Here is a 25,463-nt window from a genome sequence, read left to right on the forward strand (position 1 = left end):
CAATCATAACAACAAGAAGGTAAGCCAATGTCAGATTTCCAACCAGTCAAACCCGAGCAGCATCAGCAGTTAAAACTCGACCCTAGCCTAGATTGGGAATTTATTGCTAGGCAACACCAGCTTGAAGTTACGGTCACAGAAGCGCAACAAGCAGCGTCGAGCTTTCCATTATTCTTTATCAAAAATAGTGAAACAGGTACCACCTCAATTGCGGCAATCACGTCCTTTGTGATGGACTCAAATGTACTGACCGATGACAAGGGCGAGCATCAGCTGGCTTATGTTCCGCTTGCTGCTAGCTTGCGTCCCTTTGCATTAGGTATTGACCCAGATAACGATAAGAACATTATTCCCTACCTAGATGTCGAGTCTAATTTAGTCAGCGATTCACAAGGTGAAGCGCTATTTAATGATGGTAAAGCTACGCCGTTTTTTCAGCGTTATAACCAACAGCTAGAGCAGTTTTATCTTGGCCAGTTAGAAACAGGCAAGTTTATTAAAGCGCTTGAAGCGCTCGATCTTATCCAACCAATAGAGCTTGAAATTACGATTCCCAGTGGCAAGAAGAGCACCTTGAAAGGACTTTGTCACTTAAATGAAAAAGCCCTTAATGCACTCGCTGAACAAGATCAGCAAAACTTATTAAACCAAGGGTATTTTGCCGCTATTTTTGCGATGTTATCGTCAATGACACAGCTTAATCGTTTGATTCAAGGTCATACTAAATTGGGTGAACCAATTTCGGGTATCAATATCGTGCCTGTAACGGCTTAAACGAAGAAAATAATGCTACAAAATAGTGGCAGGGAAAAAGTGAAGAACAACGAGGAAGAAAAGCGAGTAAGTTGCCTTACTCGTTTTTTTATAAAGTGTTCAGTTTTATGTATAAAGTCAGGGTAACTTAAAGCTATCTATGCGCTCAGCTCGATTAAATCCCACCGATTACCATACAAATCTTTAAAGATAACTACAGTACCATAGGGCTCGTGGCGAGGCTGCTCACAAAATTCAACACCTGCTTGCTGCATTTCAGCATACTTCTGCTCAAAGTTATCTGTTTGTAATATCGCAAGTACGGCGTCACCTGCTTGCTTGCCGATAGCGCTTTGCTGAGCTTCCGTTTGTGCTTTATGCAGTATCAGCTTTAACCTACTTTGCTCACTTGGGCTAACAGTTAGCCAGCGGTGATCTTTCATTTGCACATCATCGCTAACTAAAAAACCTAACTTTTTGGTGTAGAAATCGAGAGCCGCTTGGTAGTCACTAACGAGTAAATTAATCGCTGAAACTTGTTGCTTACTTGTCATTGTTGCTTACCTGTTATCACTACCACAGCGACTAGGCTGTTTGCTGGCGAGCAAAAGAAACTTTATTACCAAATACCAAGCGGTTGGTGGCTAGTGCCACGCCAACGCAAGCGAATAAGGTAATACACATCATATGAATGTAGTGGAACGGTGCCCAAACAAACACAAAGAAAGCGTATAACAAGGTGCCAAACACAACTGCGATAATCGCGGCGCGAGCATCAACATCTTTAAATAGCAGGCCAACAATAAAGGTCGAAAGAATAGGCATACTGAGCAGGCCATAAAGTTCTTGAACCGTATTGATAATACTTTCTTGGGCGGCATAAACCGGTACTAGCGCTAATGCAATGCCAACAAATACAATGGTAATAATTGCATTGAGCTTACCGACATTGGCATCTTTGTTGACGTAAGCCTCGTGAATATCACAGCAGTAAAGCGCAGCAGAAGAGTTCAAAATACTGTTGAATGTTGTTAACACGGCGGCGGCAATGGCTGCAGCAAAAACGCCTGATAACCACACTGGTAAAACATCTGCTGCTATGGTGCCATAAGCGGCATCGCCAATATCGCCGTAGAGTTTATACGAAACGATACCAGGCACTACAATCATTGGTGGCACAATTAATAAACGTATAGCCGCAGCTGAAAATACGCCCTTTTGCGCTTCTTTCAGGTTAGGTGCTGCCATTGCGCGTTGGGTAATCGTTTGGTTTGTACCCCAATAAAAGGCTTGAATAAATATCATCCCCGTTAGCAGTACATGCCAAGGGAGTGGAGAGTCATCACCACCTATCATGGTCAGGCGTTCGGTAGGAATTCCAGAAAAATCAAAGTCGATGGCAGCAACCGCAAGGTAAACAATTAACATACCCATGCCAAGCAATAATATACCGCTGTAGGTATCTGAAACTGCAACGGCGCGCAAACCACCAAATACTGCGTAACAGGCGCCCACCAACGCAAAGCACACTGCCAAGAACATGATACTTAGCTCAGTGCCAAATAGTGACTTCATAAATAATGAACCACTATATAGCACTGCGGGTAAGAAAATAAATACGTTACCTAATAGAAATAGGGCGGCAATTACTGCGCGTATATTCTTGTCGCCATAGCGTTTTTCTAACAATTCTGTGGTAGTTGTGCAGTTATTTTTGTAGTAAACGGGTAAAAAGACTTTAGCAAGTATGATTAACCCGATCACTGCGGCAAACTCCCACCATGCGAGCAACGCCATTTGGTTACCATTCATGCCAATCAACTGATCAGTACTTAAGTTGGTTAGCGTGATTGAGCCAGCAACAAACATCCAAGATAAACCGCCACTGGCAAGAAAGTATTCTTTGTTAGAATCGCTTGAGCGGGCGTGACCAGCACATTTTAGATAGGTAGCGAAAGCAATTAGTGCAGTAATTCCGAAAAACACTATGACCTGTATGGCTTGTGCTGACATTCTTGATTCCTCTTAGACACTGGGCTAGCGCTAACCAAGAGATTGCTCTGGATAATCAGGGCAGGCTTAGGGCTATACACGCTTGGCATTTCACCTTGTTTCGATATCAATAAAGACTCTAGCTTCAATATGGTTTAGCGTTTAAGTCTTTAACCTATCAATGAATTATTGCTATTTATAGTGGTGAAAAAAGCTATGTATCAGCTAGCTTTAGTAGATAGTTGCTTTATTTGTATTATATATACTATCTTTATTTTTGCGCGTTTAAAACCGCTTCTTGGATAATTATCTTCTGCCTTACTTTGTAATAAATGGCAATAAAGTTATAGGCTCTGATCTAAACAGCACTGGCATAGAAACTCTGGTATAAACTGTTTACTTGCTTTGATTCGCCTTGAATGGCTCTAGAGCTTTTTAATATTCAGGAAACATAACCAATTCTTATCATTGAACGGGCGCTGCAACATCGTCAACATTTGCATAAACCTCGTCAATACCAATGCTTTCTTCCAACTGATAGATAAATATATTGCCTGCCTCTGGCTCACTGGCAAGTTGTTGCTGTGTAAGTTCATCACGAGCACTAGTGACTGCCAGTAAATTGCGGTTTGGGCCACCTATGGCGACACAAGTCGGCTGAGACACTGGCAAATCAAGTTGTTGTACTACTTGGCCTTGTGGCGAGTATTGAACCACACGGCTACCGCCCCATTGGGCAGACCACAGGTTGCCATCTTTATCGATACAAGCTCCGTCTGGGTAGGCGCCTGCTTCAGTTTTTGCAAAAATTTGTTCGTTGGTTAATTGCAGGTCTGCAGATAACTGATATTGGTAAATAATGCCTGTTGGTGAATCGGCATGATACATTGTTTTACCATCAGGGCTAAAACACAGTGAATTGGATATCTTGATACCTGTTTTTTTGGCTCGGAGTCGAAATGAAGACGAATCTTGCTCAAGCTGAAAAAGGCTAGCGTTTTTATCACTCTGATGAGCACATTCGAGCTCTTTTTCGACATTATTTTCGACCATGTCTCCAACCCAAAACCTGCCGCTGCGATCCAGTCGGCCGTCATTGAGGCGATGGCCTTGGTTGGCGGTGTCTAAATGGGCGAGCCAGTTGATTGTTTGGCTAGCTAAATTATAGAGAGCGACACCTGATGCAAAAGCAACGAGTAGTTGCTGAGGTTGTTTGGTAAATGCGAAGCAGCCGACTCGCTCCGGCATGCTGTAGCATTTGAGATGGTCATTTCGGAGCTGATATTCATACACCTTACTGGTTTGAATATCAGTCCACCACAATGAATCCTGCTCTGGGTGCCATAACACGCCTTCTGCCAGTTGATTTTCTACAGCTAAGGTTTTGATTAATTTCATTAAAGCAAGGTTAACTTATGTTCGATTTGCGACAGGCTATCACCTTGGGTGTAGAGTTGGCTACCAATGCCGACTGCTCTAGCGCCTGCATCAAGCCATTGCTGACGATTTGCTAACGACACGCCGCCGACTGCGATAAGTCCACATTCTTGGGGTAATACCGTTAATAATGCTTTGATATGTTCAACGCCATAAGTTGCAGCAGGAAATATTTTGAGTGCGGTCGCCCCTGCGTTGTAGGCTTGGAATGCTTCGCTGACCGTGGCAATTCCTGGAATGCTGATCATGTCTAATTCAAGTGTGTAATCAATAATCCCAGCATCACAATTGGGTGAAATAATTACTTGGCCACCAGCATTCTTTACTTGCTCAACTTGATTGATATTAATCACAGTACCAGCGCCAACTAAGCAGTCTGAAGGCATGTGCTCGCGCAGCAAAGTGATACATTCGAGCGCTTCTGGTCGATTTAATGGCACTTCCATCACTCTGATGCCGTATCGATACAGCAACTGACCTACTGCGATCGCACTTGCTTTGTTTAAACCACGTAAAATGGCTATTATCGGGTTGCTTGGTATCCACTCATTGATTGTATTCACCTGACACCTACTTTTTCATTGTTGCGCACTTTGCTTAGCTATTTCACTTGGCTATTTCACTCGACTACTGCGTTTGGCTAATTGGTTTAGCTATTTGATCTTGTAAGAAAGCAATTAAATACTGGACGGTGAGCCGACCAATAGCTGCTGATAAACTGATGCGAACCCTGCCAGTGTAATTGCTTCAACGTCGTATCGTGTTGTAGCTATCTGTTGCATGGTTAATACTTCGCTAAATCGCTGGCTGAGCGTGTTATTACCAATAATGCTTACGGAGTTAAGTTGTTCAAACGACCATTCGGTTGCATTAATTGCCGCTCTGACGTCACTGCCAATAAGCATGCCGGATAAATATGAGGTCGCATGCTCAGGCGCAAGTTCTTTGAATAGCTGTTTACTGCGGGCACTAAATAAGCCATGGATAAAGCTACCTAGTGCACTTGCTAGCGTATATTGGGCACCAGAGGCAAAGGCGTGGGGGCAAAACTCCCCATGTGCATCTTGAATTAATACACTGTGGTGACACAAAAGATCATATAGCTCACCTGTCATGGCGGTTTTAAACAGCTTTACTTGTCCATCATCAACTAACACCCACTTGGTGTGTGTGCCTGGTAAGCAGATTAAGTGCTGCCCTTGTTGATGCGCTTGGTCTTGCGCCAACCAGCCAAGCACTTGTAATTCTTCACCACGCATAACGTCGCGATGGTTATTTTCATGGCTGCAGTGTAGCCCTGGCACTATGGATAGTTGCTGATCACGGCAAGTAAAGTGTAAACACGATTGTGCAACCATATTAGGTGAAATAGGGCAGGGTAAATAAGTGGTTTCTTGCCAGCCTATGCTTGAGCCAATTTGCCCAGCCATAATAATTGGCAAATGTTGATAGTGCGCTTGCCATGGCGCAATGCAATTAAACAGCTCTTGTTCGAAGCCATGGGTGACTTTAGTGACGCCACGCGCATAACTTGTTGCTAGCAGTCTAAGCGAATTATCCTGTCTGTATTGACATAGATAAGCTCGCAAATGGCTAGTTCCCCAATCAATGGCAATGAGATCTGCATGTTCAATGCTATTCATATGTGTTGCATCCACCCTAAGTGCGTCCACCATCAATGGTGATTGATTGACCAGTGATCATTGCACTATCGTCAGACGATAAGAACATCGCTAACTTCGCCACTTCAGAGGGCGCTATTCTTTTCTTGATTGCCATTGCTGCCATCCATTGCTTTTCTTGGCGCTCGCTAAGGTAAGAGGCCAGTTGTTTATCGGTTGCTATCCAGCCGGGTAAAATCGCATTAACGCGAATGTTGTAGCGACCATAGTCTTTGGCTAAGGATTTTGTCATGCCAATAAGGCCAGCTTTTGCTGTGGTGTAGCCAACCATATTTTTCGGGCCAATGAGTGCGTTGATTGAACTAAAATTAAGAATTACGCCACTTTTTTGTTTACGCATTTGTTCGAAAACAGCTTGTGCAGCATAAAATGCCGCATCTAGGTTTATTTGCATGCATGATTGCCAATCTTGTGGACTGACATCTTGTGGCCTATGGCGCATATCATTGGCAACATTGTTTATCAGTACATCCATGCCACCCAATGCCTCAGTTGCACTGGCAATTGCATGGGTAAGCTCAGGTTGTACAGTCACATCAACTACCTGAAACCAAAGCTGTTGGTGAAAGCTCGATAATTTTTCAAGCAATAATTGGCCAGCTTCTTCATTGATATCAATAAATGCAACGTAAGCGCCTTGTTCGACAAAAGCTCGAACCATCGCTGCACCAATGCCAGAGGCACCGCCAGTGATAAAAATACGCTTGTTGCGCAAACTCAAGTACTGGGTTGAAGTAGACAATATAACTTCCTAATAAATAAGCACTAATAACACTTTAGCGAATTTTATATCAGGTGCAAACCGCACCGCAAAAACAGGTGACCCAATGGCAAACGCAAATTTCATGTGTTCGTTATTTAATCAATAATATGTTATATACTATTATATTAATAATAATAAAAAGCAAAACGCTGCGAAACAACTCACTATTGTTTATGTTAAAAAAGAGTAACTAACTGGCTATCGCGTGCTAAGGAAAAGCAGTAGTATATATTTATCAGGCATAAGAACGCAGACTATAAAACCTTTTAGTTGCAACAATAAAAAGTGGTGAATATGGCAATTGCACTACCGCCATTAAAACCTTAGAAGCAAGAGAATGTGATGAGAAGTAGCCCTAAACACAATTTAACCCATCAATTAACACATAACCTTGGCATGGCAATTGTTAAAGGTGACTACCCTGTGGGATCTGGGTTGCCATCTGAAGCTGACCTTTGCTTGCAATATGATGTTAGCCGCAGTGCGACGCGTGAAGCGGTTAAAATGCTGTCAGCAAAAGGACTGATATCTTCTCGTCCTAAACAAGGCATCTTAGTACTGCCAGAAAGCAGCTGGAATATGTTTGATACTGATGTACTGAGTTGGATTTTAAACAGTAAGCCTTCATTGACTTTACTTAAAGAATTTACGCAAGTTAGGGCTGCAATCGAGCCCGAAGCCGCTGCTCTTGCCGCTTTAAATGCCAGTGATGAGCAAATAGCAGAGATTGAAAAAGCGCTATCTCGCATGGCCGATGCAGATAAAGGCTTAGATGACCCGCTTGATGCCGATATCGCCTTTCATACGGCCATTCTACTGGCCAGTGGTAACCGATTTATCGCTCAGCTTACCGATTTTATTGGGACTGCACTTCGAGTGAGTATACGCTATACCAATCGTATTAAAGGCGTTCCCGGGGCTGATGTACAAAAGCACGCTGACATTTTTAATACCATACAAACCCGAAACCCTGAACAAGCAAGAGAGTGTGTAAGCACTATTTTAGACGAGGCGCTCGCCTTGATTGATTCTCAACTGGATCCCCAATCTTAACAGCAACCCCTTCTCCAAAATTACTAATAATGTAGCAGCACAATCATGCTGCTATAATTTTATTACTGCATTGGCATAATGATCTGCCACGCAAACACTAAACGTAGTTAACCTGTGTCCTAGATGTACTTCGCGTATGTAAGTAATTGCCAACAATAACGTGCGGCAGTCTGAGTTAGGCTAATACTTGGCAACACATAAGCTGAGGAATTGATAATGCTTAGACACTACTTTATTAGTGAAAACCTATCTGAGTTAAAAAACCTGCAAAGCGAGTTGACTGAGCAAGGCGTTACTGATCCGCAAATTCATGTCTTAAGCCATGATGATGCTGCTATTGACGAGCACAACTTGCCTGAAGTTGAATCTGTACTGAAAAAAGACGTTGTCCACTCAACTGAAATTGGTGCGGTTATTGGTGTGATTGCGGCAGCAATTACATTATTCGTTGCTTATTATATGGGCTGGACCGAATCGGCCGCAGGTTGGTTACCTTTCGTCTTATTAGCGATCGTTGTATTAGGGTTTTGTACTTGGGAAGGCGGTTTCATCGGTATTCAGCGCAATAACGTGCATTTTGAGCGCTTTCAAGAAGTGCTGAGAAAAGGGAAACATGTGTTATTTGTTGATATCGAGCAAAACCAAGAGCAAATGTTAGCCAAAGTGATCAGTCATCACCCTAAGTTACAGCTTGCTGGCACTGGCGAATCGGTACCAGGGTGGCTTGTAAAAGGGCAAAACGCCTACCAGAGCTTTATGAAGACGATGCCATAGTAATGTATCAAGCGTTACTCTAGCTTGCGTTAAAGAAATTAGCTTGTGTTCAGGCAGTGAGCTTGCGTTCAGAACATTAGTTTGCGTTAAGGCAATTAGCTTTCGTTGAGGCAATTAGTAAGGCATAGGGGAGTAACTAAAGGCATAACCTTTTAGTTCTTGATCAACACATCGACTCATCGGCGTTGGGTAAGCGTTATACGCTCACTGCTAGTAGGGCACGCGAAAAAAAGGCCAGCAATTAGCTGGCCTCAATATAAGCTAGTTAGATAGCACGCATATTACGAGGTTTTAACTCGTGTAATATCTGCCCCAAGTGCTTGTAGTTTGTCTTCAATATGCTGATAACCACGGTCAATGTGATAAATACGGTCAACTTGTGTTTCACTGCTGGCCACTAAGCCGGCAATCACTAAGCTCGCTGAGGCACGTAAATCAGTAGCCATCACTTGTGCACCATTAAGCTCTGTAACGCCAGTAGTGATTGCTGTGTTGCCTTCTAAAGCGATATTCGCGCCCATACGCTGAAGTTCTGGAACGTGCATAAAGCGATTTTCGAAAATTGTCTCGGTAACGTGAGCCGAGCCTTCGGCAAGTACGTTAAGGGTGACAAATTGCGCTTGCATATCGGTAGGAAAAGCTGGGTGTGGTGCGGTTTTAACATTAACGGCTTTTGGGCGCGTCGTCATGTTCAATTCGATCCAATCATCACCTGTGGTTATATTTGCGCCAGCTTCTTGCAACTTACTTAAAACGGCATCTAACGCTTTTGGATCGGCGTTAAGGCATTTTACATGACCTTGAGTGACTGTTGCTGCGACCAAAAATGTGCCGGTTTCAATGCGATCTGCCATGACTCTATGCTGAGTGCCGTTCAGGCTTGGCACCCCTTCAATGGTCAGTGTGTCGCTGCCAGCGCCGCTTACTTTTGCGCCCATGGCATTTAGAAAGTCAGCTAAGTCAACAATTTCAGGCTCACGCGCCGCGTTTTCAATAACCGTTGTACCTTCAGCTAAGGCTGCAGCCATCATTAAATTTTCTGTTCCCGTGACGCTGACGGTGTCCATAAAAATAGTTGCGCCTTGCAATCGGCCATCAACTTTAGCCTTGATATAGCCTTGCTCCACGTCAATGGTAGCACCCATTTGCTTTAAACCTTGAATATGCAAATCAACTGGGCGAGCACCAATAGCACAGCCGCCTGGTAATGAAACTTCTGCATGGCCAAACTTAGCTAATAAAGGGCCAAGCACCAAAATTGATGCACGCATGGTTTTAACAAGTTCGTATGAAGCTATGTGCTGATCGATTGAGCCGGCAGTGATAGATAGCGTATTTTCCGCGTCCCAACTTACTTGTGCACCAAGCTGTTCAAGCAATTTAATGGTGGTATTAATGTCGTTTAGGCGTGGAACATTTGTGATCTGTACTTTTTGGTCGGTCAAAATACCAGCCATTAAGATCGGCAAGGCAGCGTTCTTTGCGCCAGAGATGGTAACTTCGCCGTTTAATCGGTTACCGCCGTTTATTTTAAAAGAATCCAAGGTGCTATTTCTGTATGTTTCTGTTGAGTCAGTTTCGTTTGTGTCTGATGGCGTTTAAATTGCAATGACTAAAGCGGAAGGTTAAACATTTTATCTTTCTTCCACTGCTCAGGCGTGAAAGTCTTAACGGTTAAAGCATGAATGCGACCGTCATTAATTGCCACCGCTAATGGCTTAGAGATTGCCTGCTGTTTTTTGACACGGCTTAGTTCAGCGAAAACTTCTGCGACCGCAATAACTTTACACTGTGAGCCATCAAAGGCTACGTGCAATTCATCTAGTTTGATAGCGTCATTAATAAGTTGTTCGATTTCTGAAATTTCCAAAGGTGTCTCCTAGTGGGTTACGCGCTGGGTGATAATAGTAACTGATCTACATCACTAAGTTGTGCCAATTTTAATAAATCTTCTGACAGCTCTGCAAACGATAACTGGCATTTATGGCGTTTTGCTTGCTCAACCAAAAAAAGCAGCCAAGCAAGCCCTGCGGTGTCAACGTCGGTAACCTGCGCGAGATTCACCACCATTTTATCTGTTTTGACAATGTTGCGGTGCGCTTTATTTTTTATCGTCGCGACCGTGTTGCTGGTTAGCTTGCCTTTTAGCTGAGTAACTTGGTTATTGATATCTATAGCTAGCATCTGAACTATTGCTCATCTTGCTTAAAAACCACGTCACGTTCTGCTTTTTCTTTCAGCATATCGGTCACATGAGTTAAGCCTTTCTGGCGAATAATACTGCTTAATTCCGCTTGTTTACTGTCGAGCAAGCTTATACCTTCAGCAACCATATCAAATGCTTTCCACTCATTCTTTTTACGGTTTTTGCGCACCTTAAAGGAAATATCAATTGGCTCGCCGCCTGGCTGTAAAACACGCGTATTCACAGCGACAATCTTTTGTTTGTCTAATTTGCGGCCGGGATCGAATTCCACTGTTTGGTCATTGTACAAGGTAAACACTTGTGCATATGAGGTGACTAGGTAGTCTCGAAACACTGGCACAAACGCCTTTCGCTCTTGTTCTGTTGTTTTCTTAATGTTTTTACCAATCACCTTGTATGCCGCATAGCGATAATCAACGTATGGCAATAGCTCTTCGCGAACAACGGCTTTTAGCAAGTTTGGGTTTTCGCGAATCGCTTGTTGCTCGTCTTTGACGCGTTTAAATGTAATTTCAGCTACTTGCTGAATCATTGCATAAGGGTCTTGCTTACTGATTTGTGCATGAGCACTGGTCGTAAGCAATAGTGCTGAACACAGCACTGCATTGCTTATTAATTGGATAAATTTTCTCATCTAATCGTCGCTCCCCTGACTAAATAAAAATTGACCGATCAACTCTTCTAATACTAGGGCTGGCTTGGTATCTTCGATAAAATCACCTGGTACTAAAGTGTCGACTGACTCATCAACAAACCCTGGATCTAACCCTAAGTACTGCTCGCCAAGCAATCCTGCAGTTAAAATAGATACGGAGGTTGCTTCTGAAAAGCCTTGGTATTCTGCGAAAATTTCTAAGGTAACAATTGGCGTAAAGTCTTCGTTATCTAACGCAATATTGCTTACTCGACCAATAACTACGCCACCAATTTTGATTGGAGAGCGCACTTTCAAGCCACCTATATTGTCAAACTTTGCATATAGCTCGTATGTTTGCCCATTGCCTGAAATACCAGAGTCGGCAACTTTTAGTGCAAGCGCTAATATCGCGGCTAAGCCGAGCGCAACAAATAAGCCAACCAATAATTCTAATTTTTTAGACGTCATGTCTTTCACCTAACCTATCAATAATTCTTTGCAATAATTCTTTGCAACAGTTCTCTGCAAAAAAATAAATCGAATGCATTTATACCCAAACATTAGCACCCGAACATTAGTGCCCGAAAATTAGCGCGCGAACATTAGCGCCGTTAATATAAAATCTAAACCTAACACTAGCAGTGATGATTGCACTACGGTAGCGGTAGTAGCGCGGCTGATGCCCTCTGATGTCGGCTCACAAGCATAGCCTTTGTATACGGCAATCCAAGTGACAACAAAAGCAAACACTAAGCTTTTGATAATGCCGTTGAGCACGTCTTTTTCAAAATCAACCTGTGCCTGCATAACTGACCAGAAAGTGCCGCCATCAACGCCAAGCCAATCAACACCGACCAAGTGCGCACCCAAGATACCGACCATCGAAAATATGCCGGCAAGCAGTGGTAGGCTGATAAAGCCCGCCCAAAAACGCGGCGCGATAACACGGCGTAGTGGGTCTACCGCCATCATTTCCATGCTGGATAACTGCTCGGTCGCTTTCATTAAACCAATTTCAGCGGTTAACGCCGAACCTGCGCGACCAGCAAACAACAAGGCCGCAACCACAGGGCCTAATTCACGTAATAGAGATAGCGCAACCATCGGCCCCAAGCTCGCTTCGGCGCCGTAGCCGACTAAGATGGTGTAGCCTTGTAGCGCCAGTACCATGCCGATAAAGGTGCCTGAGACCACAATAATGATCAGTGACAACACACCGACTGCATACAGTTGATTAACCAGCAATGGAAAGCCTTTGCGTGGGTTAGGCATTTGTACAATTGCAGAAAACAGCATCATCACGGCTTTACCTAAACCCGCAATTATCGCTAGGGTCTTGCGTCCTAATTGGGAAATCGCCTGCATAACTTAACTTTGGCCTCGCAAAATGTCAGAAGAGATAGGTGGCGCATTAAAGTGGAATGGCACCGGACCATCGGCCTCACCTTGCACAAACTGTTTCACTAGAGGTGAAGATTGCTGATGAATTTGCTCAGGTGTGCCATGACCAATAATTTTTTGTTCGGCAATAATGTAAATGTAATCAGCTATGCTCATCACCTCTGGCACATCGTGTGAAACCACGATCGAGGTTAACCCTAGTGCGTCATTTAGTGCTTTGATCAACCGCACAATAACGCCCATAGAAATAGGGTCTTGGCCCGCAAATGGCTCGTCATACATAATAAGTTCAGGATCAAGTGCAATTGCGCGTGCTAGCGCGGCACGTCTTGCCATACCACCAGACAATTCACTCGGTTTCAATTGGCGCGCACCACGTAAACCAACGGCTTGCAACTTCATCAAGACCATTTTCTCGATGATATGTTCTGGCAATTTAGTGTGTTCGCGAATTGGAAAAGCGATGTTGTCAAACACTGACATCTCACTAAATAAAGCGCCACTTTGAAATAACATGCTCATGCGCTTGCGCACATCATACAATGCGTTACGACCGAGCGTCGGAATATTGTGATTGTCGAACAGAATTTGCCCACTTTCTGGCTTAAGTTGGCCCCCAATCAAGCGCAACAGGGTGGTTTTACCGATACCACTTGGTCCCATTATTGCGGTTACTTTTCCTTTTGGGATAGACAAACTGATGTTGTCGTAAATCGTCCTTTCTTCACGTTTAAAGGTAACGTTTTTAATTTCAACCAAAGTCTCTGGCATTAACGCTTTTTACACCAATTTAACAGGAATATAAGTGGCGAATGTTACCTTAGCGGCTAACATTGTTCATCTGAATTTGACAAATTTTTACAGAATAAATGTGTATAAGTGTTTCTATTTAGAACTTTGTAAAGTTTGCGTTCTCAAAGCATGTTAGCTACCCAATGCTGCGGCCTGTTCGTAAAAAAGTGATAACTGAACAAAAAAGCAGCAGGTTGTGTGTGAATTTGACGGTAAATTCATTTTCTTCTTTTTTTTTATCTGCTTAACAGCGACAATTTAACGTGAGAGTCAGGAGTAGTAAATGTTATTGCAAGTATTGATATTAGTTGTCGCGCTCGTTGTCCTTGTATGGAGTGCTGATAAATTTGTATATGGTGCCTCGTCGGTTGCCCGAAATTTTGGTGTTTCACCTATGATTATCGGCTTGACGATTGTTGCTATGGGCTCGTCTGCGCCCGAAATGATGGTGGCAGCAACAGCATCGCTCGATGACAAAGCAAATACTGCAATCGGTAATGCAATTGGCTCCAATATCACTAATATCGCTTTGGTATTAGGCTTAACAGCGCTACTTAAACCACTGCAAGTCTCCTCTTCAACAGTTAAACGCGAGTTGCCGATTGCCTTGGGCATTACATTTATTGCGTTTCTAATGCTGATCAACCTTGAGTTAAGCATAGTTGAGGGCAGCATTCTAATGGTCGGCTTTTTTGTCTACATCGCAACGTTATTAGTGATCACCTTACGCCGCGCTAAAACTAATCCTGTTGACGACCCTATGATTGTCGAGGCCGAAGCAGAAGTGCCAGAAGCAACGAGTAATAGCAAAGCATTTCTGTGGTTGGCTGTTGGCATGGTGTTGCTGCCGTTAAGTGCAAGTTACTTGGTTGACTCAGCCGCCTTTATTGCCAAATCCTTTGGGGTTAGTGACCTCGTTATCGGTTTAACTATTATTGCTATTGGTACCAGCTTGCCAGAACTGGCAGCAAGTATGATGAGTCTGATAAAGAAAGAAGATGACTTAGCACTTGGTAACATCATTGGCTCCAATATTTTTAATATTCTTGCAGTGTTATCACTGCCAGGAATAATTGCGCCTGGCGCTATAGATGCCGAAGTTGCAAGCCGCGATGCGCCATATATGCTGGCGATTACCTTGTTGCTGTTTGCGCTGTGTTTTAGTCGCGAAAAAGGTGCGTTCCGTATCACGCGACTAAAAGGCGCGACCTTGTTTTTAGCGTTTATTCTCTACCAAGTTATTTTGTTTAGCCAAGTGGCATAAGCGGCTTAATCAGCAACATTGTCGATAAATATTTAAATGCTTACATCAATTAAGAGTTTGCTTTACTAATGAATTCTGAAAATTTTATAACCTTGGGTAATAAGGTACTTGAGACTGAATTAGCTGCAGTTGAAGGTTTGAAGCAGTACTTAGACAAAGGTTTTGCGAGTGCATGCCAAACCATGTTTGATTGCCAAGGTAAAGTGGTAGTGGTTGGCATGGGAAAGTCGGGTCATATCGGTGGTAAAATTGCGGCAACACTAGCAAGTACTGGTACGCCAGCGTTTTTCGTGCACCCAGGTGAGGCTAGCCATGGCGATTTAGGAATGATTACCGAAAATGATGTGGTGCTCGCTATTTCAAATTCTGGTGAAACCGGTGAATTACTGGCAATTATCCCTGTGATTAAGAGAATCGGCACGCCGCTTATTGCGATGACAGGCAACCCTGAGTCAACGTTAGCTCAATTGGCTGAACATCACGTTTGTGTGAAGGTTGAACAAGAAGCCTGCCCGCTTGGCTTGGCACCAACCTCTAGTACTACCGCCACACTTGTGATGGGCGATGCCATTGCAGTGGCCTTACTCAATGCGCGTGGTTTTACAGCGGATGATTTTGCTTTGTCACACCCAGGCGGCAGTCTAGGAAAAAGATTACTACTGCGCCTGAGTGATATTATGCACACCGGTGAGCGCTTGCCTGTTGTACCAACTAGCGCCTTAATCAAAGAAGCTTTAGTCGAAATGAGCGAAAAAGGCTTAGGTATGACTGCTGTTTGTGATGAACAAGGAAAGCTCGCTGGTATTTTTACCGATGGTGACTTACGCCGCATTTTAGATGGTAAAATTGATATTCATCACGACGGAATTGTGTCAGTGATGACGAAAACGCCAACCACTGCACTGGCTGACTTATTAGCGGCTGAAGCGTTGAATGTGATGGAAGAGAAAAAAATAAACGGATTGATTGTGGTTGATGAGCAAAACCAACCTGTAGGTGCCCTAAATTTACAAGACTTGTTAAAATCAGGCGTACTCTAATGACACTAGAAAACACGATGGACACAGCACAAGACCTCGTATCGACACTTTACGGCCCCGTCGCCAAGAAAGTTATTGCCATTGCCAGCAACATTCAGCTATTGGTATGTGACGTTGATGGCGTATTTTCTGATGGGCGTATTTACCTAGGTAACCAAGGTGAAGAGCTCAAAGCGTTTCATACCAAAGATGGTTATGGCATCAAGGCGTTGATTGCCTCGGGTGTAACGGTCGCCATTATTACTGGCCGAAATTCGCGAATAGTTAACGATCGCATGAAAGCGCTAAACGTTGAACATATCATTCAGGGCAAAGAAGACAAGTTACCCGAAATGAAAGCGCTAATGAGCGAACTGTCGATTACGGCTGAGCAAGTGGCGTATATCGGTGATGACATGGCCGACTTACCTTGCATTGAGTATGCTGCCTTGGGAGTTGCGGTTAATGATGCACACCCAGCTGTCATTAACAAAGCAGATTATCGCACTTTTACGCTAGGTGGCTTTGGCGCTGTGCGCGAACTTTGTGATCTTATTATGCATAGCCAAGACACATTGGTAGACGCTAAAGGCGCGAGTGTATGAATCGACTTTATGGCCTAGCGCTAATCGCTTTCTTGTTTAGCCTTATGGCCTATGGCGTTGTGCAATGGCGTCAAGCACAGCAGCAAGACGCTGACATTGTTGAAGCAGAGCTTGTCCCTGACTTTATTGCTGAGGCGCTTAATAGTGATATTTACAGTGAGAGCGGCCAATTATCGCATCATGTTATTGCCGAGCGCATGGAACACTATGCTGAGTTGGCATTTACTCACTTTGAGCAGCCTAAATATACTGTATATCCAAAAAATGATTCGGCACCATGGCAACTCGAAGCACTTGAAGGCACGCTTTATAACAATAATCGCGTGGTATTAAAAAACCGTGTGACATTAATGGCGACAGAGCCAGACAGTTTGATTAAGGAAATTCACTGTAAATATTTAGAACTGGATTTGAATACCAATATTATTAGCTCTGATCAAACCATATTGATTCAGGGAAAAGACTTTACTATGTATGGTTCTGGGCTGATTATAGACTTAAACACTAAACAAATGACATTGACCGAGCATGTACAAACTATTTATAAAAAAGCTGCTAGCTAGCCTAGCGGTCGCGAGTGTGATCAGCACTCCGACACTTGCTGCAAAAATTGACCTTGAGCAAGAAATTCATATCTCGGCGGGGCGTCAAGCAGGTGACTTAAAGAACAAAATTGCCAGCTACTTAGATGATGTAGTGATTTCACAAGGTTCATTGAAAATTAAAGCTGACCTCGTGCAAGTTTTTAGTCAAAAAGATCAAGACGTGCAAACCTATGTTGCTAAAGGGCAACCAGCAACATTTGAACAACTGCTTGAAGATGGCAGTAAGATTCGTTTGCAAGCCAATGAAATTAAATATGAACCATTAACGTTCACTATCACCATCTCGGGCAATGCATTGTTGACGCAAGCTGGTAGTGAAGTTAGCGGTGAGAAAATCGTATACAACACGCTAACTGAACAATTGGAAGCAGAGGGTGGCAGTAACCAGTCGGTAACCACCATTTTAAAACCTAAAGCAAAAAGTGATAAATAGCCGATGACACAAGAAGTAACACTTACCGCGTCTGGCTTAGCAAAAGCTTATAAAGGTCGACAGGTTGTTAAAAATGTCAGCTTGTCGGTCAGTACTGGACAAATTGTGGGTTTACTTGGCCCTAATGGTGCGGGTAAAACCACGTCGTTTTATATGATTGTTGGCTTAGTGCCGAACGATAGCGGTGAAATCACTTTAGGGGCAGATGATTTAACTTTGTTGCCTATGCATGAGCGCGCGCGTCGCGGTATTGGCTATTTGCCGCAAGAAGCGTCTATTTTTCGCAAACTGACGGTTTATCAAAACATCATGGCGATCTTGCAAACACGCAAAGACTTAACGGAAGTTGAGCGTGAAGAAAAACTCGAATTGCTTATTGAAGAATTCAATATCGGCCATATAAGAGATAATACGGGCATGAGTTTATCGGGTGGTGAACGTCGTCGTGTTGAGATTGCCAGAGCGTTAGCAGCCGACCCATTGTTTATTTTGCTAGATGAACCTTTTGCCGGTGTTGACCCAATTTCAGTTGGCGATATTAAAAAGATTATTTTGCATTTAAAGCAACGTGGCATTGGCGTTTTGATCACTGACCACAATGTTCGCGAAACACTTGATGTGTGTGAGCATGCATATATCGTTAGTCACGGAGAATTAATCGCTGAAGGTGATTCAGAACAAATTTTGGCGAATCAGCAAGTAAGAGATGTATACCTAGGTGAGCAATTCACGCTATAGTTAAATCATTAGCGTTTTACTTGAATAAAAGAACACAACAAAAGGAAACCGTTAGACTTAAATGCGTCCATCATTGCAGTTAAAAATTGGTCAGCAACTTACGATGACGCCGCAACTTCAGCAGGCTATCAAGTTACTACAATTATCAACATTAGACCTTCAACAAGAGATTCAAGAAGCGCTGGAAAGCAATCCACTGCTTGAAGTGGATGAGTCGGCGAGTGCCTCATCGGAAAGTAGTGACAGCGAGTCTATTGACGATGCTTATTCTGCTACGGCAACGACTGAGCAGGTGACAACAGATGGTTCTGAAGATGCTATGCCTACCGCTGATGAAGTCAGCACTACCGAGGCGATGGAAAAAAATGACATTCCAGAAGAGTTGAGTATTGATACCACTTGGGATGAGTCATTTAGTGCAGGTGTAAGTAGCTCAGGCATTGGCACTGCAGGCAGTGATGACTACGTTTATCAAGGTGAAACCACCGATTCTATTCAAGACCACTTGCGCTGGCAAATGGAGCTAACACCCTTTAGTGAAACCGATGAAGCCATTGCTATGGCAATTATCGATGCCGTTGACGATGCTGGTTACCTAACTGTTTCTGCCGAAGATATTTTGGAAAGTCTAGGTCTTGAAGAAGTTGAACTTGATGAAGTTGAAGCGGTATTAAAGCGTATTAATATGTTCGATCCTATTGGGGTGGCAGCGCGCTCTATTCCTGAATGTTTATTGATTCAATTGAATCAGTTTGATAACGACACACCGTATTTAGCAGAAAGTAAGCTGATCATTAGCGAGCACATTGATTTATTGGGTAATCGTGACTATCGTCAAATAATGCGAAAAACCAAGCTCAAGGAAGACCAGCTGCGCGAGGCACTGCGCCTGATCCAATCATTAAACCCAAGACCTGGTGATGCGGTAGTGCAAGGTGATGATCAGTACGTTATCCCAGATGTTTCTGTGGAAAAGAAAAATGGTCGCTGGGTGGTTGAGCTTAATCCAAGTACAGCACCAAGATTATCAATTAATCAGCAATACGCAGCGATGACCAAAAGTATGAAGTCATCGGACGATAATCAGTTTATCCGTTCAAACCTGCAAGAAGCCAAATGGTTCATTAAAAGTTTAGAAAGCCGCAACGAAACGCTGCTGAAAGTGTCAAACTGTATTGTTCAGCGTCAGCAAGGCTTTTTTGAATACGGGCCAGAAGCGATGCGCCCGATGGTGTTAAACGACATCGCAGAAGCGGTTGATATGCATGAGTCAACCATATCGCGTGTAACCACGCAAAAGTTCATGCACACGCCTAGAGGTATTTTCGAATTAAAGTACTTCTTTTCTAGTCATGTTAGTACGGAAAATGGGGGGGAATGTTCATCTACTGCTATCAGAGCATTAATTAAAAAGCTTGTCTCAGCAGAAACTCCATCGAAACCATTAAGTGATAGCAAAATGGCGGAACTATTAGCAGAGCAAGGGATTAATGTTGCGCGACGGACAATAGCTAAGTACCGAGAGTCCTTATCTATTCCACCGTCAAATCAAAGAAAAAGTCTACTTTAAGTATTCAAGCAATGAGGAATAAAGCTTATGCAAATTAATTTATCAGGCCACCACGTAGAAGTGACAGATTCATTACGCGATTTCGTTAACACTAAGTTTGCAAAGCTGGAGCGACATTTCGATCACATCAACAATGTATACGTCGTTCTTACCGTAGAAAAATTAAACCAAAAAGCCGAGGCGACAGTTCACCTCAACGGCACAGAGGTTCACGCCTCAGCACAAAATCAAGACATGTACGCATCAATTGACTCGCTCATTGATAAACTTGACCGCCAAATCCTTAAATACAAAGGTAAAATTACTCAGCATTAAACTATGAAGCTGCAAGATATACTAACCGAGGACTGCACATCCTGTGCAGTCCCACTGTCAAGCAAAAAGAAAATCCTCGAGCAAATTTGCAGTATTGCAACTAGTCACATTCCTGAACACTCAACATTTGAATTGCTGCAAAGTTTGCTGGCTCGTGAAAAAATGGGCAGCACAGGCATTGGCAATGGTATTGCAATACCACACGGTCGCCTTACTGGCACGAATCAAGTTGTGGCAGTACTGATGACCACTGAACAGCCAGTGGCGTTTGATGCGATTGATAACCGCGCTGTTGATATCTTCGTGGCGTTATTTGTGCCTGAAGACTGTTGTAAAGATCACTTATCCACACTGCAAAGTATTGCTAAGCTGCTGAGCAACAAACAAATCAATAAAAAAATTCGTAAATGTACTAGTAATCATGAGCTTTACGAGTTGATTAACCAAGCGGAATAACGGTAAGCACACTATGAAACTTATTATCGTCAGTGGTCGTTCAGGCTCTGGCAAATCAGTTGCGCTCAGAGTTTTAGAAGATTTAGGATACTACTGCGTTGATAATATTCCAGTAAACTTGCTACCCGCGCTTACCCATACAGTAATTAACGAATACGAAAACGTTGGTGTATCGCTCGATGTACGTAATTTGCCTGCTGAGCCCAAAGACGTTCATGAGATTCTTGATTATCTGCCTGCTGCCGTAGAGCTGACCATTCTGTATCTTGATGCGAACGATAACGACCTGATCCGGCGTTTTAGTGAAACACGCCGCTTGCATCCACTGATCAGACAAAATATTGCACTTGATCAAGCGCTAGAATTAGAGAAAAAACTGCTTGAGCCTGTTTCAACTCGCGCTGATTTATATATGAATACTAGCCAGCTCTCGCCACACCAGTTAGCCGATCTCGTACGTGAACGTATACTCGGTAAGAAAACAGGGGCTATGGTGCTAGTGTTTGAATCCTTTGGCTTTAAACACGGTATTCCTGCAGATGCTGATTACGTGTTTGATGCACGATTTCTACCTAACCCATTCTGGGACAAAGAGTTAAAATCGCAAACTGGCTTAGATCAACCCGTCCGTGACTTTCTCGCCAGCCAGCCGATTGTCACTAAGTTTGTTTGGCAAATTAATAGTTTTTTAATGACTTGGTTGCCGCACCTAGAGCGAAATAACCGTAGTTATGTGACAATAGCGATTGGTTGTACTGGTGGTAAACATCGTTCAGTCTATATTGCTGAATTACTTGCTGGTAACTTTCGCAAAGAACGTGAAGATGTGCAATCGCGTCATCGCGATATCGACATCAAGAGCACCTAAATTTAGCCTAGTTTTACATTGGGAAGTCACATGGCAAGCGTTTCCAAAGATATTGAAATCATTAATAAACTGGGATTACACGCCCGTGCTGCCACTAAGCTTGCACAATTAAGCCAACAATTTAGTGCACAAATTACTTTAGCGTTAGATGGCAATAGCGCTGATGCGAGCAGCATCATGGCAATCATGTTGCTTGCGGGGGGCCAAGGTAAAGTTGTTAAGGTAACTGCCGATGGTGATGATGCTGAACAAGCCCTAGCAAGTGTTTGCCAACTCATCAACCAGCGCTTCGACGAAGCAGAATAAAGTTGAAAAATCTTAGGCTTAGCCAAATTAAAAGCTGAAAAACACAAGCAACTCATATACACTTGCTGGCAGTGCAGTAACTAATGCTACATGGTTTAAACTGTTGCCAAGTTGTCATCAAGCGTTAAGCTATTAACCGCATACTTATCGTTACTCGCGACATCGATATCGTCAATGTCTCTCAGTAAGTTAGCCAGTAAATCAGTCGGCGCAGGGTGAGTTATGCCGGAAATATCAGAACAAGAATTTAATCAACAACGACTACAAGAGGTAAATGAAGCGCTTGGTAGTGGTATGTTTGTTTATGTTCGCAAACTACTGCAAAAATTGCCTGCCTATGATCTCGCGCTGATACTCGAATCTTCCACCGTTAAAAGCCGACCTGTGTTGTGGCAACTTATCGATCCTGATCACCAAGGTGAAGTACTTGAAGAGCTCAATGAAGAGGTGCGCAAGGGCATCTTGAAGAGCATGCGACCAGAAAAGGTTGCAGAAGTCGCTGAAGGGATGGATGTTGACGACTTAGCCGAAGTACTGCGTACCCTACCTGATAGTGTCTACCAAGAAGTCATACAAAGTATGGACACACAAGACAGGGCTAGGGTCGAGGCGGCGTTATCGTTCGAAGAAGATACTGCTGGTGGTATCATGAATACCGATACCATCACTATTCGCCCAGATGTATCGGTTGATGTGGTGTTGCGCTATTTACGCCTAAAAGGTGAATTGCCAGAAGCCACTGATAGTTTTTATGTGGTTGATCGTCACGATCGCTTTATTGGCGCGGTGTCGTTATCAGCCATTGTTACTTCAAAGCCTGAAACTGTCGTCTCTAACCTTATTGACGCAGATATTGAAGCGGTAGCCCCTGATATGCCTGAAAATGATGTTGCGGCATTATTTGAGCGTTACGACTGGCTCTCTGCGCCTGTTGTTGACGAAGATGGGCGTTTGCTCGGTCGTATTACGATTGATGATGTAATTGATATTATTCGTGAAGAAGCTGAGCATTCAATGATGAGTATGGCGGGTCTTGATGACGAAGCCGATACTTTTGCGCCCGTCATCAAAAGTACGCGCCAGCGTTCCGTGTGGCTTGGTGTTAACTTGATCACTGCATTGCTCGCAGTTGCCGTAACTAGCATGTTTGAAGGCATATTTAGCCAGCTAGCGATTCTTGCGGTATTGAACTCGCTGGTACCCAGTATGGGCGGCGTTGCGGGTAACCAAACATTAACCTTGGTTATTCGTGGTCTTGCGCTGGGTCATGTCGGTGATAGTAATGCCCGTTCCTTATTGTACAAAGAGCTAGCCGTTGGCTTTTTAAACGGCCTAATTTGGGCGTTTTTAATTGCGACTGTGGTGGCGGTGTGGAAGCAAGATTTAACGCTTGGCGGCATTATTGCTTTTGCCATGCTCATGAACTTGACCGCAGCGGGGATCGCTGGGGTGATGATTCCGCTGATGTTAAAACGAATGAATATTGACCCAGCACTGGCGGGCAGTGTCATTTTGACGACAATTACCGATGTGGTGGGTATTTTTGCTTTCCTCGGTACTGCAACATTATTACTGACTTAAGTTGCGTAAGGTTGCCTGCCTAGCCCAGGTAGAAGTAGAAAAGGGCGAATAGAAAAGGCCAAATAGAAATCTAACAGACAATAAAAAGCGCGCTAGTTTTTACCTAAAGGCATAAACTAGCGCGCTTTTTGTGTTTTAACGGTAAGCTTTTGGGGGGAGTAGTCTTAACTGAAGCTTAGTTTCCGGCGATTTGCATCTCTTCAATTAATAACGAACCCGTGCGAATGCTACCGCGCATATCGGTGTCTTTGCCAATCGAAACAATGCCCTTAAACATATCTTGTAGTTTACCAGCGATGGTGATTTCTGACACAGGGTAAGCAATTTTGCCATTCTCAACCCAAAAGCCTGCGGCACCGCGCGAGTAGTCACCAGTGACTACATTTACTCCTTGCCCCATTAGTTCGGTGACTAACAGGCCAGTGCCAAGCTGTTTCAGCATAGCGTCAAAGTCACCACCGTTAGCGGTAACGAGCCAGTTGTGAATGCCACCAGCGTGACCCGTCGTTTGTAAGCCAAGCTTACGCGCTGAATAGCTCGTTAAAAGATAGGTTTCTAATTGTCCTTGGCTAATGATTTCGCGATCAATAGTTTCAACGCCTTCTGCATCAAAACTACTACTCGCTAATGCTTTGGTTAGGAGAGGGCGTTCACTGATCGTTAGGTGCTCTGGGAAAATTGGTTGGCCTAACGCATCTAACAAGAAAGATGATTTACGATACAAATTACCACCGCTGATGGCAGCAATAAAATGACCAAAAATGGTATTGGCAATATCAGCACGAAACATGACGGGCACTTTTTGAGTGCTAATTTTCTCGGCATGTAGCCTTGAGATAACTTCGCTCGCTGCTTGTTGGCCAACAAGCTCTGGTGCATCTAATTGCGCAAAGTCACGATTAACCGTATAAGCGTAGTCGCGCTGCATATCGTCGCCATCTGACGCGATACTGACACAACTTAGGCTGTGGCGTGTACTTGGATAACCGACTAATTGACCGTGGCTGTTACCATAGACTTTAAAGCCTTCAAAGCTAGCTAGTGTTGCGCCGTCAGAGTTAGTAATACGTGCATCACTTGCTAGTGCTGCGTCTTCACATTGCTTGGCAATGTCGATGGCTTCTTCGGTGGTGAGCGCTTTCGGGTGGTATAAATCTAGCTCAACGGGTGTCATTGCTAGGCGATCTTTATCTGCTAGACCTGAACAGTCATCCACTGAAGTGTACTTGGCTATATCGACAGCCGCCTTAACGGCATTATTTAACGCTTCTTCTGATAAATCAGCTGTTGAAGCACTACCTTTGCGTCCATCTTTGTATACCGTAATACCAAGGGCACCGTCATTGGTAAATTCGACATTTTCGACTTCGCCCATGCGGGTGTTAACACTTAACCCCTGTTGACGGCTTAAGGCAACTTCTGCGTTGTCTGCACCCAGTTTTTGGGCGAGTGCTAACGCGTTCTCTACGCGACCTTTAACATGATCAATTTGGGTGTTAATGCTATCGACTTCTTTCATTACTTGCTTCCGATGAGGTACTGGCGAGTTGTTGCGCCTAAGTTAAGCGTTGCCCGAAGAGTGTTTGTTGTACATTTGCTGTATAATAGCGGGAAACTGACTTTGATTTGTGATCATTATGCACCACTTAGACCACGATATCGACGAATTCGATGAAGATTATGTAAGTAAAACCGATGTCAAACGCTACATGCATAAATTGCAGGATTTAGCCTTGACCATTATTCGTCTGCCTAAAGCGAAGCGCAATAAATTGCCACTAAACGAAGAGTTGCAAGATGCGATGATTTTGGCTGATAAAATCCTTAATAAACCGGATGCGTTAAAACGTCATAGCCGCTTTGTTGCGAAATTGCTGACAGAGGTGGATGTTGATGTGCTTAAAGCGGAAATGGACGTATTAGCGAATAAGCATCAACAGCAAAGTAAGCAACACGAGAAGTTTGAACTGCTGCGCGATGAATTACTGGCTGGCGGTAATCAAGAGGTTGAAGACTTATTGGCGCAGTGCGCGGGTATGGAACGTCAAAAGTTAAGGCAACTAGTTCGCCAAGCGTCTAAAGAGCAGGCCAACAATAAGCCTGGTAAGAGTCATCGCGATTTGTTGGCTTATATCAAAGCCCATTATCAAGGCTAGCTGTTACTCTTTCTTCTAATAAATGCAAGATACAAAAAAGCGCTGCCTTTTTACAAA

The 25,463-nt window shown here is 43.6% G+C and carries 30 protein-coding genes; 16 read left to right on the plus strand and 14 right to left on the minus strand.

Features of this window, described 5'->3' with window-relative positions; genetic code table 11:
- Window positions 1-27: 27 nt before the first annotated feature.
- A complete protein-coding gene (locus ACSLUR_RS01895; RefSeq protein WP_448551309.1) occupies window positions 28-774 on the plus strand; it encodes a SapC family protein in 747 nt (248 codons plus the stop codon).
- A 137-nt stretch (window positions 775-911) separates the two neighbouring features.
- Here the strand turns inward: ACSLUR_RS01895 and ACSLUR_RS01900 are convergent, their stop codons facing one another.
- The 6 genes from ACSLUR_RS01900 to ACSLUR_RS01925 all read right to left on the minus strand — a co-directional run bounded on the left by ACSLUR_RS01900 (window position 912) and on the right by ACSLUR_RS01925 (window position 6,606).
- On the minus strand, window positions 912-1,307 hold the full coding sequence (locus ACSLUR_RS01900) for a VOC family protein (protein WP_448551311.1): 396 nt from the start codon (window positions 1,305-1,307) through the stop codon (window positions 912-914).
- A gap of 31 nt (window positions 1,308-1,338) precedes the next feature.
- Complete coding sequence (locus ACSLUR_RS01905) at window positions 1,339-2,766, minus strand: SLC5 family protein (RefSeq protein ID WP_115999085.1); 1,428 nt, start codon at window positions 2,764-2,766, stop codon at window positions 1,339-1,341.
- A 444-nt stretch (window positions 2,767-3,210) separates the two neighbouring features.
- Window positions 3,211-4,143 carry an SMP-30/gluconolactonase/LRE family protein gene (locus ACSLUR_RS01910; RefSeq protein WP_448551313.1) on the minus strand — a complete coding sequence of 311 codons (933 nt, stop codon included), beginning with the start codon at window positions 4,141-4,143 and terminating at the stop codon, window positions 3,211-3,213.
- Window positions 4,143-4,745 (minus strand): 2-dehydro-3-deoxy-6-phosphogalactonate aldolase, encoded by a 603-nt coding sequence (locus ACSLUR_RS01915; protein WP_448551315.1) that lies wholly within the window; start codon window positions 4,743-4,745, stop codon window positions 4,143-4,145. The genes ACSLUR_RS01910 and ACSLUR_RS01915 overlap by 1 nt, the downstream gene beginning before the upstream one ends.
- A 114-nt stretch (window positions 4,746-4,859) precedes the next feature.
- Complete coding sequence (locus ACSLUR_RS01920; RefSeq protein ID WP_448551317.1) at window positions 4,860-5,825, minus strand: 2-dehydro-3-deoxygalactonokinase; 966 nt, start codon at window positions 5,823-5,825, stop codon at window positions 4,860-4,862.
- Between the two features lie 16 nt (window positions 5,826-5,841).
- Window positions 5,842-6,606, minus strand: a complete 765-nt coding sequence (locus tag ACSLUR_RS01925) for an SDR family NAD(P)-dependent oxidoreductase (RefSeq protein WP_115999088.1) — start codon at window positions 6,604-6,606, stop codon at window positions 5,842-5,844.
- Between the two features lie 363 nt (window positions 6,607-6,969).
- Between ACSLUR_RS01925 and ACSLUR_RS01930 the strand changes: the two genes are divergently transcribed.
- Both ACSLUR_RS01930 and ACSLUR_RS01935 read left to right on the plus strand, forming a co-directional pair.
- Window positions 6,970-7,680, plus strand: a complete 711-nt coding sequence (locus ACSLUR_RS01930) for a FadR/GntR family transcriptional regulator (RefSeq protein WP_116015033.1) — start codon at window positions 6,970-6,972, stop codon at window positions 7,678-7,680.
- Window positions 7,681-7,896: 216 nt separating this feature from the next.
- Window positions 7,897-8,454 carry an NAD/FAD-utilizing enzyme gene (locus tag ACSLUR_RS01935; RefSeq protein ID WP_448551320.1) on the plus strand — a complete coding sequence of 186 codons (558 nt, stop codon included), beginning with the start codon at window positions 7,897-7,899 and terminating at the stop codon, window positions 8,452-8,454.
- Window positions 8,455-8,735: 281 nt separating this feature from the next.
- Here ACSLUR_RS01935 and murA read toward each other — a convergent pair whose 3' ends face one another.
- The 7 genes from murA to mlaF form a co-directional block, all read right to left on the minus strand.
- Window positions 8,736-9,998 (minus strand): UDP-N-acetylglucosamine 1-carboxyvinyltransferase, encoded by a 1,263-nt coding sequence (murA, locus tag ACSLUR_RS01940; RefSeq protein WP_448551322.1) that lies wholly within the window; start codon window positions 9,996-9,998, stop codon window positions 8,736-8,738.
- Between the two features lie 68 nt (window positions 9,999-10,066).
- Window positions 10,067-10,324 carry a BolA family protein gene (locus tag ACSLUR_RS01945; RefSeq protein ID WP_115999092.1) on the minus strand — a complete coding sequence of 86 codons (258 nt, stop codon included), beginning with the start codon at window positions 10,322-10,324 and terminating at the stop codon, window positions 10,067-10,069.
- A 17-nt stretch (window positions 10,325-10,341) separates the two neighbouring features.
- Entirely contained in the window at window positions 10,342-10,638 is a 297-nt protein-coding gene (locus ACSLUR_RS01950) for an STAS domain-containing protein (protein WP_116015029.1), read from the minus strand.
- A gap of 5 nt (window positions 10,639-10,643) precedes the next feature.
- Complete coding sequence (locus ACSLUR_RS01955; protein WP_448551325.1) at window positions 10,644-11,294, minus strand: MlaC/ttg2D family ABC transporter substrate-binding protein; 651 nt, start codon at window positions 11,292-11,294, stop codon at window positions 10,644-10,646.
- Window positions 11,295-11,765, minus strand: coding sequence for an outer membrane lipid asymmetry maintenance protein MlaD (gene mlaD, locus ACSLUR_RS01960; protein WP_116015025.1), 471 nt, complete (start codon window positions 11,763-11,765; stop codon window positions 11,295-11,297).
- A 120-nt stretch (window positions 11,766-11,885) separates the two neighbouring features.
- Window positions 11,886-12,662, minus strand: a complete 777-nt coding sequence (gene mlaE / locus ACSLUR_RS01965; protein ID WP_448551327.1) for a lipid asymmetry maintenance ABC transporter permease subunit MlaE — start codon at window positions 12,660-12,662, stop codon at window positions 11,886-11,888.
- Between the two features lie 3 nt (window positions 12,663-12,665).
- Complete coding sequence (gene mlaF, locus ACSLUR_RS01970) at window positions 12,666-13,469, minus strand: phospholipid ABC transporter ATP-binding protein MlaF (RefSeq protein WP_448551329.1); 804 nt, start codon at window positions 13,467-13,469, stop codon at window positions 12,666-12,668.
- 304 nt (window positions 13,470-13,773) lie between these two features.
- On the opposite strand from mlaF, the gene ACSLUR_RS01975 reads away from it, so the two are divergent.
- The 12 genes from ACSLUR_RS01975 to mgtE all read left to right on the plus strand — a co-directional run bounded on the left by ACSLUR_RS01975 (window position 13,774) and on the right by mgtE (window position 23,250).
- Window positions 13,774-14,754, plus strand: a complete 981-nt coding sequence (locus ACSLUR_RS01975; protein WP_448551331.1) for a calcium/sodium antiporter — start codon at window positions 13,774-13,776, stop codon at window positions 14,752-14,754.
- A gap of 68 nt (window positions 14,755-14,822) precedes the next feature.
- A complete protein-coding gene (locus tag ACSLUR_RS01980) occupies window positions 14,823-15,794 on the plus strand; it encodes a KpsF/GutQ family sugar-phosphate isomerase (protein WP_448551333.1) in 972 nt (323 codons plus the stop codon).
- Window positions 15,794-16,378 carry a 3-deoxy-manno-octulosonate-8-phosphatase KdsC gene (gene kdsC / locus ACSLUR_RS01985; protein WP_448551335.1) on the plus strand — a complete coding sequence of 195 codons (585 nt, stop codon included), beginning with the start codon at window positions 15,794-15,796 and terminating at the stop codon, window positions 16,376-16,378. The genes ACSLUR_RS01980 and kdsC overlap by 1 nt, the downstream gene beginning before the upstream one ends.
- Window positions 16,375-16,941 carry an LPS export ABC transporter periplasmic protein LptC gene (gene lptC, locus ACSLUR_RS01990; RefSeq protein ID WP_116015017.1) on the plus strand — a complete coding sequence of 189 codons (567 nt, stop codon included), beginning with the start codon at window positions 16,375-16,377 and terminating at the stop codon, window positions 16,939-16,941. Before kdsC ends, lptC begins: the two co-directional genes overlap by 4 nt.
- A 16-nt stretch (window positions 16,942-16,957) precedes the next feature.
- Window positions 16,958-17,416: a lipopolysaccharide transport periplasmic protein LptA gene (gene lptA / locus ACSLUR_RS01995; RefSeq protein WP_448551338.1), complete on the plus strand. Its 459-nt coding sequence runs from the start codon at window positions 16,958-16,960 to the stop codon at window positions 17,414-17,416.
- Between the two features lie 3 nt (window positions 17,417-17,419).
- Window positions 17,420-18,154 (plus strand): LPS export ABC transporter ATP-binding protein, encoded by a 735-nt coding sequence (gene lptB, locus ACSLUR_RS02000; protein ID WP_116015015.1) that lies wholly within the window; start codon window positions 17,420-17,422, stop codon window positions 18,152-18,154.
- Window positions 18,155-18,215: 61 nt separating this feature from the next.
- Window positions 18,216-19,724 carry an RNA polymerase factor sigma-54 gene (locus ACSLUR_RS02005; RefSeq protein ID WP_448551340.1) on the plus strand — a complete coding sequence of 503 codons (1,509 nt, stop codon included), beginning with the start codon at window positions 18,216-18,218 and terminating at the stop codon, window positions 19,722-19,724.
- A gap of 27 nt (window positions 19,725-19,751) precedes the next feature.
- A complete protein-coding gene (gene hpf / locus ACSLUR_RS02010; RefSeq protein WP_115999104.1) occupies window positions 19,752-20,039 on the plus strand; it encodes a ribosome hibernation promoting factor in 288 nt (95 codons plus the stop codon).
- Between the two features lie 3 nt (window positions 20,040-20,042).
- Window positions 20,043-20,495 (plus strand): PTS IIA-like nitrogen regulatory protein PtsN, encoded by a 453-nt coding sequence (ptsN, locus tag ACSLUR_RS02015; RefSeq protein WP_115999105.1) that lies wholly within the window; start codon window positions 20,043-20,045, stop codon window positions 20,493-20,495.
- 13 nt (window positions 20,496-20,508) lie between these two features.
- Window positions 20,509-21,363: an RNase adapter RapZ gene (gene rapZ / locus ACSLUR_RS02020; protein WP_115999106.1), complete on the plus strand. Its 855-nt coding sequence runs from the start codon at window positions 20,509-20,511 to the stop codon at window positions 21,361-21,363.
- A 30-nt stretch (window positions 21,364-21,393) separates the two neighbouring features.
- Window positions 21,394-21,669, plus strand: coding sequence for an HPr family phosphocarrier protein (locus ACSLUR_RS02025; RefSeq protein WP_116015010.1), 276 nt, complete (start codon window positions 21,394-21,396; stop codon window positions 21,667-21,669).
- A gap of 222 nt (window positions 21,670-21,891) precedes the next feature.
- Window positions 21,892-23,250 (plus strand): magnesium transporter, encoded by a 1,359-nt coding sequence (gene mgtE, locus ACSLUR_RS02030; RefSeq protein ID WP_448551343.1) that lies wholly within the window; start codon window positions 21,892-21,894, stop codon window positions 23,248-23,250.
- Between the two features lie 175 nt (window positions 23,251-23,425).
- Here mgtE and pmbA read toward each other — a convergent pair whose 3' ends face one another.
- Window positions 23,426-24,769, minus strand: coding sequence for a metalloprotease PmbA (pmbA, locus tag ACSLUR_RS02035; protein WP_448551345.1), 1,344 nt, complete (start codon window positions 24,767-24,769; stop codon window positions 23,426-23,428).
- A gap of 118 nt (window positions 24,770-24,887) precedes the next feature.
- Between pmbA and yjgA the strand changes: the two genes are divergently transcribed.
- Window positions 24,888-25,406, plus strand: a complete 519-nt coding sequence (gene yjgA / locus ACSLUR_RS02040; RefSeq protein ID WP_448551347.1) for a ribosome biogenesis factor YjgA — start codon at window positions 24,888-24,890, stop codon at window positions 25,404-25,406.
- Window positions 25,407-25,463: the final 57 nt, after the last annotated feature.

The sequence above is a fragment of the Thalassotalea montiporae genome (assembly GCF_053485855.1).